The sequence below is a fragment of the Chryseobacterium bernardetii genome (assembly GCF_003815975.1).
GTDB classification, from domain to species: domain Bacteria; phylum Bacteroidota; class Bacteroidia; order Flavobacteriales; family Weeksellaceae; genus Chryseobacterium; species Chryseobacterium bernardetii.
This window is the reverse complement of sequence record NZ_CP033932.1, coordinates 1,581,838-1,597,774: the sequence shown is the minus strand read 5'-3', so window position 1 is coordinate 1,597,774 and position 15,937 is coordinate 1,581,838. Positions and strand designations below refer to the sequence as shown.

Below are 15,937 nucleotides of genomic sequence, written 5' to 3'. Positions count from 1 at the left end.
GTTCCGGATAAAGCTAGCTATTATAAGTTGGCAGTAGATGGAGAAACCGGATACAGATGTGGAAGATATGATTTTGAAATGAAGAATAATGAATGGGGTAGCGTAGAGGGATTCAAAAGAAATGTTGCAACATTCGGAGGAAAAATACTAAATGGATAAACATATACATTGCCCCAAAAGGTATATTAATGATTCCTACTGTAAGTATGCGGGAGGAACTCCATTTACCATAAGATACAATGGAGTTTTAAAATAGAAAAATGATGAAAAGAATTTATTATTATTTTTTATTCCTGTTATTTTTATAATTTATTCTTGTGATCGAGATAAATCAATGAGATTTAAAACAAGTACAATTATATGGACACTAACAAATATGGAAAATTCCCGTGCCCTTGTTGCGGATATTATACTTACTCTTAAATATAAGGCTGATAATACATTTCAAATATGTCCTGTGTGTTATTGGGAAGATGACGGTATTCAATTTCATGATATTGATTATGATTGCGGAGCAAATACTGTAAGTTTAAGAGAAGCAAAAATTAATTTTGAAAAATACGGAGTAATAGAAAGGCAATTTATAGAATTGGTTCGACCTCCTCTGCAAGATGAAAAAAAATGACATTAGAGCAGAAGAAGTCGGAGATATTAATTCAGAATATCTTTTACTTAGAAGTTTTCTGTAACGAAGATGCATCTCCTTTTTTAGAGATAGCAATTTATAATAAAGAATTATCATTTAAAATCTATACTCTTGAAAAAGATATTGTATTAAAAGTTAATAGCTGATGTACTATTGCCCGCTACGCAAAGTCTGGAGACTTTGCGCCAATAAACAAAAGTAATTTTGTAAACATTCTCCAAAGTCGGGAGATGTCGGAGAACAGGATTCTCTCAAAGCGCATAAAAGGTTTAATACAAATAGAATATTTTTATTAACACAATGATAAATGGCTGCCTTAAAAATAAGGCAGCCATTTTATATAAAAAACCACCGCAAAAGCGGTGGCTAAAAAATCAAATCTAATATGGACTATGTATTATAAATTGGGATTATTTTCAATCTCTTTCAGTGGAATACTGAATAAATAATAGGGGCTATTCGGTACAAACGGAGTCTTGTTCGGAAAATCAAACACGGTGTGACCTTTCCCATCAACGGTTTTTACAGTTCCGTTAGGGGTTGTTATCTGAACTTTGATTGGCTTTCCTTCCGCATCTGTAAACGGTTTTCTTTCTACTGTTCCCTGCGTTCTAATAATATCTGAAAGCGAGAATCCTTCTCCAAACAATTCTTTTCTTCTTTCAATTAAGATTTCCTTTACCACATCATTCTGTGCTAATGATCCTGTATAAGCATCTGCATTTCTGGCAGCTCTCAATTGATTCAAAACAGTTACCGCCTGGGTTACATTTCCATTTCTTGCTTCTGATTCTGCCTCAATCAGGTACATTTCAGCCGCTCTCATATACACAATATCTGCAATAAGAGTAGACTTAAATTTGAACTTAGCATATCTCAACAATCCTTCTCTTCCCGGAAGGCCATCCCATGAGAATAATTGAGATCTGATATCATTGGAATCAAACAGCTTTTTAAAATAAGGATCAGCCATAAAGCTGTAGTAATAACTTCCTGATGAAGATACATCCAGATAATGGAAAGCATAACTTGCATCTGACATTTCCTGGGTCTGTGCATGTCCCCAGATCCATTCACCGTTATTAATGTCATTGAATCCTTCTTTATACTTTTCCGGAGTCATCAATGCAAAACCTTCTCTTGCTGTTTTTGCAGCTGTTGCAGCTTTACTCCACTCCCCTGTATTCAGATATACTCTTGCTAAAATACCGTTCACTACGTTGCGGTTGATTTTATCTTTGTTATTTCTTGTATAGTTCTTTAACAAATTATCCGCATCTGCAAGATCACTTTTAATTAAAGTATAAACATCCTCCAGACTGGATTTTTTCTTTGTAGCAGAGCCTGTTGTTGAAGGTTCCGTATAAATTGGCGCAACTAATGCAGATTTATCTTTAAGATAGCTAAACTGATAAAAGCTGGCAATATTCAGATAACAGAAAGCACGTAATGCCTTTGCCTGCCCCTTTACCTGGTCCTTTTTTGCCTGGCTACCTTCCGAAGCATCAATTTTTGCAATAACATTATTCATATTATTGATGGTGGAATACAGCATTGTCCAGATAAATAACGGACGACCGACTGTGTTATTCACCATTTCCGTGAAATCATAAGTAGATGAGAAACCATATTTATTGGTTAATACAGCCACATCGCTTCCCATCGCATCACTTGCCCTTAAAACAGTTGAATATCCGATATTAGCATATGTAGTTCCATCATTATTGAATTTTGCCCAGGTTCCATTAATAACCGTTTCTGCACTTTCCGCGGTTTTGAAAACCTCAACACTGTTTGCCTGATCTGTAGGAGCAGTATCCATCTCACTTTCACAACTTGTGAGTGACCATAATCCTAGTAAAGCAAAAGATAAATATTTTAAATTTTTCATTGTTTCAAATTGTTAAGGGTTAAAACGTTGCCTGAAGACCAAAAGTGATTGTTCTCATTGCCGGATATCTGTAGTACGTTGTTCCGTCCAGCGCCTGTTCAGGATCCATTCCTTTATGTTTATAGAAGGTCAGAAGATTCTCTGCCTGCACATAAATTCTGAATTTCTTTAATCCGATCGTTTCAAAGTAATCAGAAGGTAACGTATATCCTAAACTCACATTTTTAAGTCTTGCATACGTTCCTGAATAAAGGAATCTTGTAGACTGTGAAGTCCAGTTATTCGTTTTTGTGCTTAAAGCAGGAACATCTGTATAAGGATTTTCCGGGGTCCATCTGTTCAGCATTTCTGTCCCCCATGCACGTCCGCCTAAGTTTCCGCTGTGAAGGATGGAAGCATAATCTGTATCCAGGATCTTTCCACCAATTTTAAATGTCAGTAACGCTGAAAAATCAAAGTTTTTATAATTGATGCTTGTACTCACTCCTCCAGTTAATTTAGGCAAGGCAGAACCTTGTAAAATCTTTGTAGCTTTAGCATATTCTGAAGTGGTTCCTTCCACCATATTTCCGTTAGCATCCTTAGTAATGGTTTTCCATAATGGTTTTCCGTTACTTGGGTCTACCCCGGCCCATTCCTGAAGGTAGAAATCGTATACAGAACCTCCCAGGTTCAGCTGTTTAGTTGTTCCTACCACAAGCGGTCCTCCAGGTAGTTTTGTAATTTTATTATTTAAAGTACTCAGGTTAATGTCAACATTCCACTGGAAATCACTGGTTTTTACAGGGGTGGTGAATAATGAGAATTCAAAACCTGTATTCTTGATTGTTCCAACGTTCGCCGGATAGTCGCTTATTCCTAAAGACGGAGCAACCGGTACATTAAACAGAAGATCTTTACTTTTTCTTTCAAAATACTCAACATTTCCCTTAATCCTGTTATTAAGGATTGCAAACTCTAACCCTACATTCAGGTTAAGATTAGTTTCCCATATCAGATTAGGAGTGCCTACTTTTTCCAATGTCTTCCCAGGTTCACCGGCAAGAGGGAAATCCTTATATAATTCCTGATAAGCATAATACAGCGCTGAACCATTTGGCTTCTGTAACTTATCATTCCCCTGACCTCCGTAACTAGCACGCAATGTTAAAAGATTGAAAAAATCCAGATTTCTGATAAACTCTTCACTTGAAAGCTTCCAGGATCCTCCTACAGACCAGAATGTACCCCATCTGTTTTCTTTTGCAAATCTTGAAGAACTGTCTGCTCTTGTTGAAGCAGATAAGAAATATTTATTGTCAAAATCATATTCAACTTTTCCAAGGAAACTTAATAGACTCAGTTTATCACTTTTACCGCCAAAACTTACTAACAGGGATGCTGCATCAGGCTCATAATAGTTAGGTAGTGAAAAGCCTTGTCTGCTGCCGGAAATGATCTGATAATCATATTTATAAAATTCCTGACCTCCCAATACATTAATATGGTGTTTCCCAAATCTTTTGTCGTAAGTTAAAATATTACTGGTTGTATAAGAAAGTGTTCTGCTGTTGGATTTGGAGACAGAACCTCCCGTTTCTTTTCCTTGCCCAAGAAGTGGATTTGTATAATAATGTTCATTATAGCTAACCACATCAATAGAAAAGCTTGACCTGAACTTCAATTCAGGAATGAACGTAAATTCCATAAAACCTTTTCCTGAAAAATTATCGATCTTATTTTCATTTTTATCCAAAGGTAGACTGGCTGCCTGATTCTGGTTCTGAAGCGCTGCAGTAGGTCTGTATTTTCCAAAATCATAAACCTTGTTTCCTTCAGCATCCAATACATAAGAACCATCAGGATTTCTTTCATAATAAGGATAGAAAGAAGGAATTGCTCTTGCAGCCTGAATAATATTACTGGATTTAGAATCCGAAGAAGTAGGAGCCTGCTGGATACTGTTGGTATAACTTAAATTTGCTCCGACATTCAGCCAGCTTTTAACCTCAGAATTGATCTTTAATCTGGTATTGTATCTTTTAAAGCCTGATTCAATAGCCATTCCTTTATCATCCAGATATCCTAATGAGAAGAAATAATTGCTTTTTTCACTTCCTCCGCTGATATCAAGATCTACCTGGTTTCTGGAAGCAACCCTCTGCAAAATATCTCTCCAGTCATCATTCCATAAAGCCTTTGCTCCTGGTAATAGTTTGCCGTCTGTTCCTACAGGTTTTGGGTAATTAACACCATAAGGATTAATTCCTAAGTTGGAAATAATATTATCTGTTGCCATCTGGGCTGCCTGCTGGGCATTGATCTGGCCGGACTGGTAACCATTCCTCATTGCTTCCCAGTACAATTGGAAATACTGATCCGTATTCACCTGCTCGTAATCTTTTACCGCTCTTCCAGAGAACCCCTGGCTGATATTCAGATTCACTCTGGCTTCTCCTTTTTTACCGGATTTTGTAGTAACAATTATAATTCCGTTTGCTCCTCTTGAACCATAAAGAGCACTTGCTGTAGCATCTTTTAAGACACTGATAGATTCTATATCGTTAGGACTTATCGCATTGATATTCCCATCAAAAGGAATTCCGTCCACAACATATAAAGGCTCACTGGAAGCACTTACCGATCCTACTCCTCTGATTCTGATTGTAGAAGTTGCTCCAGGCTGTCCTGAAGCCCCGGTAACCTGAATCCCGGGCACCTGTCCTTCCAATGCTTTTGTTACATTGGTTACAGGTCTATTATTAATTTTATCGCTGGAAATGGTTGCCACTGAACCGATATAGCTGTTTCTTTTTGCCTTTCCATAGGCTACCACAACTACTTCATCAATCTCCTTTTCTTTAAGGGTATCTTTTTTCGGTTTGGAATTCTGTGCGTTTACACTTACAATTCCCAGGAAAAACACTGCAACTGGTGGAATCCAGACTTTAGAACTAAATAGATTTTTACTAATCATAATCAATTTTGTTTACCATATACTAAAATTTTACCCTTTACTGAAAAGTCAGCAAAGGGCATCGATAAATACGATAAACCAAATGCTTATTTTTCCTTTAAAGGCTGAATGTAACACCTTACGTAATGCAGGTTGTCAAGATATCATTGGGTCAGTTCCCTCCATCTTTCTTTATAAGCCGATCGAAATATGGATGCAAAGCTATAAACTTTTAGTCTATAAAACAAGTAGACTTATTGATATTTTATAATAATTTTTCAAAAATTAGCATATATTTTTACTAAAAACCTTTATAAAAAGAAGTTACAGAGATTATCATTTTCTCAAACATGACAAATATCATTATTAATAATTCAATGAATAAAAACTCTTATTTGGCAGAACTTTTTGACTTTAAATCCAAAAAACTTTTTAATTTTATACAATGAAAGTTTTGATTATAAATGGGCCAAATCTGAACCTTTTAGGTACCCGCGAACCTGAGATCTATGGAACCGTTTCCATGGAAACTTATCTGGAGAACTTAAAATCTGAGTTTCAAACTCATGAATTAAGCTATTACCAGTCCAATATTGAAGGAGAGCTTATCAACAGGCTTCAGCAAGATGATTTTGATGCAGTGGTAATTAATCCGGGAGCTTTTACCCATTACTCCTATGCTATCGCTGACTGCCTGAAGAATATCAGAAAACCTAAAATAGAAGTTCACATCAGTAATATTTACAAAAGAGAAGAATTCAGACAAAAATCTGTTACTGCAGCCAATACCGATGCTGTTTTATCAGGATTCGGAATGGATGGATACCGATTGGCTATCCTTAGTTTAAAGTAAAGAAATGATAAATCAGCTGATTTATACTGGATATAATATTTAGCTCGCAGGTTTAGCAGATTAGGCAGATTTTAATTGTATTAGTTTGTATTTACCCCGCGACCATCTGCGAAATCTGCCTGATCCGCGAGAGATAAAAATAAAAAAGCCTCATCAATGATGAGGCTTTCTATTTGTATATATCTATGATTAAATAGCTTGTCCCTGTAATTGAGGTCCTGCCGCAATTAATCTCTTACCTTCTTCAGTATTACAATACTGCTCAAAGTTTTTAATATATCTTGACGCAAGATCTTTTGCTTTTTCTTCCCATTCTGAAGCGTTAGCATATGTATCTCTAGGATCTAAAATGCCTGCAGAAACGTTTGGCAATTCAGTAGGAATTTCAAGGTTCATGATTGGAACCTGAGTTTTAGGGGCATTATCGATAGAACCATCAATAATAGCATCAATAATAGCTCTTGTATCCTTTAAAGAAATTCTCTTACCAGTACCATTCCATCCAGTGTTTACCAAATATGCTTTAGCGCCGTGTTCTTTCATTTTACCAATTAATGTTTTAGAATACATTGTTGGGTGTAATGTAAGGAATGCTTCACCAAATGCCGGAGAGAAAGATGGCTGAGGTTCAGTAATTCCTCTTTCAGTTCCTGCTAATTTAGAGGTATATCCGCAAAGGAAGTGGTATTGAGCCTGGTCTTCATTCAGGATAGAAACCGGAGGTAGTACTCCGAATGCATCCGCTGAAAGATAAACGATCTTCTTAGCATGACCAGCCTTAGATGGCAATACAATTTTGTTAATATGATAAATTGGATAAGAAACCCTTGTATTTTCTGTGATAGATCCATCAGTATAATCTGCTACTCCATTCTTGATCACAACATTTTCAAGAAGTGCATCTCTCTTGATTGCAGCAAAAATATCCGGTTCTTTTTCTTCTGACAGGTCAATTACTTTAGCATAACATCCACCTTCGTAATTAAATACTCCATTGTTATCCCAACCGTGCTCATCATCACCAATAAGATATCTTTTCGGATCTGCAGACAAAGTAGTTTTTCCAGTTCCTGAAAGACCAAAGAATAAAGCTACATCACCTTTTTCGCCTACGTTAGCTGAACAGTGCATAGAAGCCATTCCTTTTAATGGAAGATAATAGTTCATCATCGCAAACATACCTTTCTTCATTTCACCTCCGTACCAGGTACCACCAATGATCTGTAGTTTTTCAGTAAGGTTAAACATGATGAAGTTCTCAGAATTCAATCCTTGAGCTTCCCAGTTAGGATTTGTTGTTTTAGAACCGTTGATTACTGTGAAATCTGGTTCTCCAAAGTTTTCAAGCTCATAGTGAGAAGGACGAATGAACATATTAGTAACAAAATGTGCCTGCCAAGCTACTTCAACGATAAATCTTACTTTAAGTCTAGTATCTGCATTCGTTCCGCAGAATGTATCTACTACATAAATCTTTTTAGATCCAGCAAGCTGGTTCAGCACTAGCTCTTTACAAGACCCGAAAATTTCCGGCGTTGTAGGCAAGTTTACTTTACCATCCCAGAAAATTGTGTCTCTTGTAACATCATCCTGAACAATATATCTGTCTTTAGGTGAACGACCTGTGAAAATTCCTGTTTTTACCGATACCGCGCCCGATTCCGTAAGTTCCGCTTTCTCAAACCCCTGATTTTCAGGAGAAACTTCAGCCTGATACAATTCTTCATAAGAAGGATTATACACTACTTCATAGTTTCCTTTAATCCCTAATTTCTCTAAATCCTGGATGATTTTAGTGTTTTTCATTTTACTTATATTTTCTATTTCTTTATTGTCCTCAACAAAAATAATATTAATTATTTGTTAAAGGTGGTTTAAATATACTGATATAAGTCAGAATGGCAAATAAAAAAACAACCTTGTAAAACACTGATTATAAGTCAATTAAATCTGACCATTCAAAAACGGTAGTAAATCCTTTCTCCCAAAAATAGTCTTTAAAGCCCCCAAATTTGGCACTCATCACGAAATCTCCGCCCCAAGCCCCTAGACTTTTTACAAATACGGGGCAGTCTGAAAATATCCTGTCCTTAACTGTAGGAATTTCAATAAAATCGGAAATTTTACGCTCATGAATCATCATTAGTCCTGAAAAGGTTTCCAATTCGTTGCATAATAAAATTTTCTTTGTGATATCTGAAAATTCATTTACCAATTCCTGAGACTTCTTTTTTGATTTATAAAGACTGATTCCTTCCCTGCTATCCTGTTTCTGATTTAAATGAATAAAGATCAACTCATTTTTAAAGGCAGGATTAAAATCTACCTTCTCATATCTGATCTCCGGTTTACTCTGAAAAAGGACCGCAGATTTTTCTTTTGCAACAGCAATATCATATCCGCTCCCACCCAAACTTATCCTATTTAGATAGAACGGATCAATTTCAGCCCATTCTGAAAGATTGTTCATTAATGTTGAACTGCTTCCAAGGCCAAAATCAGCAGGAAACTGAAGGTTTGTCTTTAAATGATAAGTAAAGTTGTTTTTGAATTTTGTAATGGAAAGCTGCTGAACATTCTTTAATGTTTTTAAAATGAATTCAGCGCTTGATGGAATATTGGTTTCCAGGATCTGCCAGTTCTGATAATCAATGACAGCTTTTAACCAGGGTTTGTTCTGATGGAATGCTTCCCAGAAAATCAAAGACTGGTGATCATCTTTTTCTTCAAAGAAAAACTCTTGTCCCAGCCTGGTAGGTACCGCTAGGACAAGAGCTCCATCAATTGCGAAATATTCTGAAGTAAGCATAAGCTTGCCCGGTGAAAATATCGCGTTCATATTTTTTTTATTAGATAGCAGAAGTAGATTCTACAGATGCATCAATTTTTTTGATTAATCCCTGAAGGGTTTTTCCTGGTCCAACCTCCACAAAGTTAGAGGCACCGTCTTTAATCATGTTCTGTACAGACTGAGTCCATTTTACAGGGCCTGTAAGCTGATCGATAAGATTTTGTTTGATCTCATCAGGATTAGTAACAGCTGTAGTGGTGATATTCTGATATACAGGAATAGTAGCTTTTCTGAATTTTGTATTTTCGATAGCAGCTGCCAGTCTTTCCTGAGCCGGCTGCATCAATGGTGAATGGAAAGCCCCGTTTACCGGTAATAGTAAAGCTCTTTTTGCTCCTGCTTCTTTTAGCTTCACACAAGCTTCTTCTACTGCAGGTGTTTCTCCTGAAATCACCAATTGCCCCGGACAATTGTAGTTTGCCGGAACCACGATTCCACTGATCTGTGCACAGATTTCTTCAACTTTGGCATCTTCAAGACCTAAAATAGCTGCCATTGAACTTGGATTGGCATCACAAGCTTCCTGCATCGCTTTAGCTCTTTCAGAAACTAATTTCAAACCATCATCAAAAGATAGAACCCCATTAGCAACCAATGCTGAGAATTCTCCTAAAGAATGTCCTGCCACCATTTCAGCTCCAAGACCATTTACAGCTTTTAAAGCTGCTACTGAATGTATAAAAATTGAAGGCTGGGTAACCTCTGTTTTCTTAAGATCTGCATCTGTTCCGTTAAACATAATGGAAAGAATGTCGAAACCTAAAATTTCATTGGCAGATTCCATCAGATCTTTAATATCTTTTCGAGAATCATACAATTCTTTTCCCATTCCTACGAACTGAGAACCCTGCCCTGGAAATACAAGTGCTTTCATGTATTGAATTAAATATTATGCAAATATAACTATAATGTTAACAATATCCTTTTAAACCAAGATAAATCATCTAAGGTACCAACCTGATTACTCTGTACCCTGTATTTACATAAGCACCGTTTGCCTTAGATTTTACAAACTCGAATTTGGTCGCAAGCTGAGTCTGCACTTTATTCATCTGTTTGAAGATTTCTCCTTTTCTGTTTTCTCTTGTCAGCATATCATTAACAACATCAAAACCTACGATAGCATATTTGGGTGGAGTCTTACAGTATTTACTTTTATAAGCTGCCAGAATTTCTTTTTCAAAACCGCCATCTGTATTGATCTTTCTGTCCATAAGATATACCAGACTTGCCTGGCTCAAATCATCTACTTTCTTTTCAAAGGCCGGAGAATAGAACATACTGAAAGCTTTTACTCCCTGCACTTCTTTAGAAAGAGCAATTACTTTATTAGCAAAGGCTTCTCCCATATCGTCATTAGCTAAAACAGCAATAACCGGAGCAGATTGCCCTGTCATCATATTTTGATCCAGCTGAATATCAGCAGGAGAATTGACAATAACAATATTAGGATTTTTCACTGCTTTTTCAAGCCCTGCTTTAATGTAGTTCGCATTTTCTTTTTTGGCATCTGCTACTACATATATTTTTTGATCTGAATATACTGCTTTAACTTCTTCTACAAGTTTATCTGCATAGGTTTGATTATTTGTTTCAACAATAATCAAATTGCTATAATTATATAATTCCGGTGTGTTGGCAAATGGTGCTACTACAGGAATTTTTTGATTTTTTGTAAAATCCAATACATCAATTACATTAGACTTAAAGAATGGTCCAATGATAAGATCTGTATTTTCAGGATTGATCTGTGTAAGAGAGTTTTTGAAAGAAGCTTCATTCCCTGAATCCACAATTTTCACATCCAGCTTCTGCCCTCCTCTTGCATTTCTTTCAATGGCAAGCTTAGCACCTGTTAAGAAATCAAGAGCCATTCCTCTGTATTGGGTTTCATTGGTACTGTATCCGAAAGGAAGCATCAATACTACACTTAAGGCATCACCGTTTTTCTTAACATAAGCAGGGTCCTGTTTTTTGATTTTCAAAACCATTCCGGATTTTAATCCTTTTGAAAGCTCAGGGTTAAGGGCGATTAATTCATCAATACTTACTCCAAACTTATTTACAATAGAGAATACTGTATCTCCCTGCTGAACAGTATAGGTAACATAGTCATCACCAACTGCAATATTATTGGAAACTGTTGAAGAATTCTCATTCTCCGAATCCACTTTAGCTTTTGAGCTGGTAGTTTCAGCTACGGGATCTGTATTAACCTTTTTTATTTTAATGGTTTCACCAGGTTTTAACCCTTTTTCTTCCAATCCTGGATTTAAGGTATAAAGATCCTGTTGACTGATTCCAAACTGTTTTGTAATTCTATAATAATTATCTTTAGGCTGAATCACATAAGACTCGCCTTCTAGAGCGGGTGTAGATGTTACTGGTTTTTCAACAGGAGTTTCTACAGTTTTAACAGAAGTAGCAGTTACTGTAGGCTGATCTCCGCCATATTTTTTGATACTGGTAAGAGGTAATGTGATCTCATCCCCAATCTTCATGTGAGAATCCAGTTCAGGATTCAGCTTTCTCAGGTCTGTTTCAGAGATTCTGTATTGTTTTGTAATACCATAGATAGTCTGCTTAGGCTGCAAAATAATTTTACCCACCGGAGTTCCCGCAATGGTACCTACTTTTTCAGGTACAGCTGTTTTAGGAGCAGCCGGAGCAGTTACTGTTTTTTCTGTTTTTATGGTTAAAACATCACCGATAGCCAGCTTGCCATCTTTATGCTTAGGGTTTAGTTTCAGCAATTCATCTACAGTCATTCCATACTTCTTTGCAATGTTGTAGGGGTTATCACCTTGTACAACGGTATGCGATTTCTGGGCTGAAACTCCCAAAACCATACATAAACTGGATAGAATAAAAAACCTCTTTATCATATTCGATAATTATAATTTACAAAAATACTTCTTTAAAATTAAATGGCAACAATTATTAATTTGGAATCTTGAACCACCATCTCTTCCAAACAATTTTCAAGCCATGGATAGCCTTCATCCGAAAAGAATACGCTAAAGTTGAAAACTCTTTCCTGCCACGTTTTGGAAGGATGTACATCTAAAAACAGATTTTCAAGCCTTTCCAATAATTCGTTCTGCTTTATTTTTTCTGCATGAAGAAGACGTTTTTTCATTCTTTTAAATGATTTCAGTTGTCTTACTTCTTCTGCTTTCACCATATTTCCAAAGGATTTTTCGGTAGTTTCTGCAGATACTTTTAATTCTGCAAAGTTGTTAACCAAAATTTCTTCTTTTGTATCGAGTAATTTTAAAATAGGATTATCCTTTAAAATCTTACGATTGGTAATCCCTGTAAAATTCTGGAAAAAATCTTCTATTTTAAGATCCAATTTTTCAATTTTCCCCAAGGTTTTCTCTTTCAGGAAAAGCATGGAGTTCCTTGGTATCAGGATAGGGAACGGAATATTTAATTTTGAGAAATAATCTTTAAGTTCCAGCCAATACATTATTTCAGCATTTCCTCCTATATAGGCAAGGTTTGGAAGCACTTTTTCCTGATAAACGGGACGCATCAAAGCATTGGGACTAAATTTTTCCGGATGATGATTGAGTTCAGCAATAATTTCCTCTTCTGTAAACCGGATATTTGTATCTACAACAGTATATTTTTGCCCGTTAAAATCAATTCTGTCTCTGGTTTCGGAAAGATAAAAAAGATTAATCTCCCTAGGGTTCACCTGAACTTTCCCATATTTTTCAGTCAGGAAATCTACTTTATTCTTTGACGTTTTTTGTAAACTGAAATGAAGCAGTTCATCTTTAAAAACATTTTTAATCTGCTCTTTCAGCTCTTTTGAATCTCCGTCCAGCATCAATAATCCGAATTCTGAAAAAAGACGGTTCACCAAAATCTGAATAGCCTGTGTTAAAGTATTTCCAATTTTATAGGCTTCTTTCAACATTAAGATCAATTCGGTTCCGAAAACAGAATCTTTGAATTCTTCTTCAAATTCAGAAATAAAATAAGTATCATTAATCTTAATTCTACCTACAGGACCTCCGGACTTTTCATTAATTTCATAATAGTTATTCTCCGTTTTAAAGTGATTGATCTCTGCAAAATCGTGATCTTCGGAAGCCATCCAGTATACAGGAACAAAATTAAAATCCGGAAAATATTCTTTAAGATAGGTACAGGTTTTTATGGTCTGTAAAATTTTATAAACAAAGAAAACAGGCCCTGAAAATAAGTTTAACTGATGTCCTGTTGTAATTGTGAAGGTATTTGCCAGTCTTAGATTTTCAATATTCTCTTGCTGCTTTGAGGAAAGTGTAAGGCCAGACAACTGTTTTGTAAACACATCAGATAATATATCCCTCTGCTCTGCAGAAAAGGAATCCTTTTTCAGATGGATCTGCTGTCTAAAATGCTCCACAGAAAATATTTTATCTTCAAAACCCTCAATATTCTGATTCAAAAAGTCTTTTACTAATTGAGGTATACTTTCTATATCATTAAATGATATTTTATTAATTGTTTTCAACCTGTATAATTTTTAGTTGAACAAATACCACACAATTCCGATATTCAATCTGAAATCATAAACCGGATAGTGTGGAAATGCATAAGCTTTGTTATTAGAAATCACGGTTCCTATCTGCTGCCCTTCTATGAAAAAGAACATTTTTTTCACTTTCATATTAATGTATACGTCAGCAATAGGCTGTCCTCCAATTGAGAATGAATTAGCGCCTGGAAGAATATATTCATTAAGAACCGGGAAATATTCTCTTGAATTAAATTTAGAGAAATAATATACTTTAAGTCCCGCTTGTATTTCTGCGGCCTTTTTAAAAGCCTGGGTCTGATAAAAGAAGTTGGCTCTTCCAATAAAACTAGGCATTGGCAGCAGATTTTTGTTTGTTAGGGCATTCTGAAAATGTAGTCTTGTATTCAAATGGAATTTTCCATAGCTGAAAGTAGCATCGCCTCCGATCTGAGAAATATTCAAAGAGTTTTCACTTTGCTTAGGCGCTGCATTACTGTCAAAATAGGTATAATTATCAATTCTGAAGTAATTGGCGAAAAGTTCTGTTTTAAACCATTTCAGGTTGATACTTCCTCCAAGTTCCATCACAGATTGGTTCTTCGCATTTTCAAGATAATAATTGAAGTTATTATAAATAGAGGTGTTGAGTAAGTAATTAAAAGAAGGATAAGCACTCTGGAAATTCACCTTTGCATTTACAAAATAATCTTTTATTGGTTCAAACTTCAAATTATTGGTAGTTTTTAAATAGCTCTTAAACTGGCTTCCGTTTGAAAACTCAAGGAACGAGTTTAATTGAATTTTATCCCAAAGTTTCACCTGAAGATTTCCCACAGCTCCAATTCTGTTTTCTTTAAGTTCATTAGGAAAAGGAACACCATTGACTGCCACAATATCATTAATTCCAAATTTAATCATCTGATAACGGACACCGGCATCTAACTTGAATTTCTCATTATCAAAAACCAAGCTTAAAGTATTACTCAGATTGCTGGAGTATTTTTTTGTTGTCAAAGGAAATCCATTTACTAAATCTGCAGTAGTTTTATACCAGTATTGTTCCAGGGCACCTTGATTATAATAATATTTATTTCCCTGATGAAAAATGGTATGCCTGATACGGAATGGAAATTTTTCAGCATTGAAAGGAGTAAACTGGTGGCTCAGATAATACCTTCTGTAAGCAAATTGTGAACTTGTTGATGCCAGATTAACCTGAGCATTCTGTCTGTTCTTATAATTGCTGTCGCCACTTTGAAACAGGTTGTCTTCGGTAATCCCGCCACTTTCCTGATTGTTAACATTCTGATGAAGGTAATGTGCAAATAATTCATAGTTTCCGTTTTTAGAAACATAATGCCCTGAAAATATGGTATTGTTATTCGCCGCCAGTGAATTTCTGTAAAGCCCTTGTGAACGAAGTCCCATATATTCAATCGCAAAATTGAATCTTTTACCTATATTTTGAGTATAGGTAGACCTTAATGCGGCACCATTTCTCATTGCATTATGATAGATAAAGGTTGCAGTAGGTGTTTTTACATCATAATATTTCACATCATTTGCTCCCAGAATCATATAAGATTTATTAGAAGGTAATAAGGATAAATTCTGCTCTGTATTCATTTCAAATACAAGAGGGTTAAACCCTGCTCCTATATTGGCAGGCTGCACTCTCCCGAAATTATCATTGTTGTTATATTGTGAAAAAATATAAGTTTTATCAAAAGTCATTACCGTATCAAAAACTTTCTTTTCTGAAAACTGGGTTTGATATTGATAATCATTGATGGTAGGTTTAAAAATTTTCAGGGAATCTTTCTTGCCGGAGTCTATGACCAGAGTATCTTCCGGTTTCTTAGATGTTTTGGCATCTTCTGTTTTAACAACCTGTGCACTGGCAGCGAAGCCAAAGAAAGTGATTATGAAAAGGATATACTTCATTATTCATTATTGTTCAGCAAAAATAAGAAATAATAGTAAATAAAAGAGATGGTCCTTAAATAGCAAGGATAATAATATTTTGTTCTAAAAAACAATTAAAACTGTATATGATCTACTTCTTTTAATTATTAGAAAAAACTATAGGCTGAATACTATATTTTTTATGAAGCTTTAAAATTGAAATTTTAATATTCAAATCATATTAAAATTGTAGAACATTTATCTTAATTAAGGAATAGTAACAAAAATTCAAATTCTTATAAAAAAATCAGAATAGGAACTTTCCTATTCTGATTTAAAT

General features: G+C 35.4%; 11 protein-coding genes and 1 riboswitch. Of the genes, 3 read left to right on the top strand and 8 right to left on the bottom strand.

Features of this window, described 5'->3' with window-relative positions:
- Positions 1–27: 27 nt before the first annotated feature.
- Positions 28–159, top strand: a complete 132-nt coding sequence (locus EG339_RS24625) for a hypothetical protein (protein WP_262706906.1) — start codon at positions 28–30, stop codon at positions 157–159.
- A 217-nt stretch (positions 160–376) separates the two neighbouring features.
- A complete protein-coding gene (locus EG339_RS07345; RefSeq protein ID WP_228459719.1) occupies positions 377–625 on the top strand; it encodes a CPCC family cysteine-rich protein in 249 nt (82 codons plus the stop codon).
- 418 nt (positions 626–1,043) lie between these two features.
- Here the strand turns inward: EG339_RS07345 and EG339_RS07340 are convergent, their stop codons facing one another.
- Entirely contained in the window at positions 1,044–2,537 is a 1,494-nt protein-coding gene (locus EG339_RS07340; RefSeq protein ID WP_123869644.1) for a RagB/SusD family nutrient uptake outer membrane protein, read from the bottom strand.
- A 19-nt stretch (positions 2,538–2,556) separates the two neighbouring features.
- Positions 2,557–5,493: a SusC/RagA family TonB-linked outer membrane protein gene (locus tag EG339_RS07335; RefSeq protein WP_123869643.1), complete on the bottom strand. Its 2,937-nt coding sequence runs from the start codon at positions 5,491–5,493 to the stop codon at positions 2,557–2,559.
- Between the two features lie 83 nt (positions 5,494–5,576).
- Positions 5,577–5,673, bottom strand: a riboswitch (SAM riboswitch).
- Between the two features lie 244 nt (positions 5,674–5,917).
- On the opposite strand from EG339_RS07335, the gene EG339_RS07330 reads away from it, so the two are divergent.
- The gene (locus EG339_RS07330; protein WP_123869642.1) at positions 5,918–6,325 is read left to right on the top strand and encodes a type II 3-dehydroquinate dehydratase; all 408 of its coding nucleotides are present in this window, start codon (positions 5,918–5,920) and stop codon (positions 6,323–6,325) included.
- A gap of 189 nt (positions 6,326–6,514) precedes the next feature.
- On the opposite strand, the gene pckA is transcribed toward EG339_RS07330, so the two are convergent.
- The 6 genes from pckA to EG339_RS07300 all read right to left on the bottom strand — a co-directional run bounded on the left by pckA (position 6,515) and on the right by EG339_RS07300 (position 15,636).
- The gene (gene pckA / locus EG339_RS07325) at positions 6,515–8,131 is read right to left on the bottom strand and encodes a phosphoenolpyruvate carboxykinase (ATP) (RefSeq protein WP_123869641.1); all 1,617 of its coding nucleotides are present in this window, start codon (positions 8,129–8,131) and stop codon (positions 6,515–6,517) included.
- 127 nt (positions 8,132–8,258) lie between these two features.
- Complete coding sequence (locus tag EG339_RS07320; protein WP_123869640.1) at positions 8,259–9,164, bottom strand: GYDIA family GHMP kinase; 906 nt, start codon at positions 9,162–9,164, stop codon at positions 8,259–8,261.
- Between the two features lie 10 nt (positions 9,165–9,174).
- On the bottom strand, positions 9,175–10,050 hold the full coding sequence (fabD, locus tag EG339_RS07315) for an ACP S-malonyltransferase (protein WP_123869639.1): 876 nt from the start codon (positions 10,048–10,050) through the stop codon (positions 9,175–9,177).
- 70 nt (positions 10,051–10,120) lie between these two features.
- Entirely contained in the window at positions 10,121–12,061 is a 1,941-nt protein-coding gene (locus EG339_RS07310) for a LysM peptidoglycan-binding domain-containing protein (protein ID WP_228459718.1), read from the bottom strand.
- A 38-nt stretch (positions 12,062–12,099) separates the two neighbouring features.
- Positions 12,100–13,686: a bacillithiol biosynthesis cysteine-adding enzyme BshC gene (gene bshC, locus EG339_RS07305; RefSeq protein WP_123869638.1), complete on the bottom strand. Its 1,587-nt coding sequence runs from the start codon at positions 13,684–13,686 to the stop codon at positions 12,100–12,102.
- A 12-nt stretch (positions 13,687–13,698) separates the two neighbouring features.
- On the bottom strand, positions 13,699–15,636 hold the full coding sequence (locus tag EG339_RS07300; RefSeq protein ID WP_123869637.1) for a putative porin: 1,938 nt from the start codon (positions 15,634–15,636) through the stop codon (positions 13,699–13,701).
- Between the last annotated feature and the right edge of the window lie 301 nt (positions 15,637–15,937).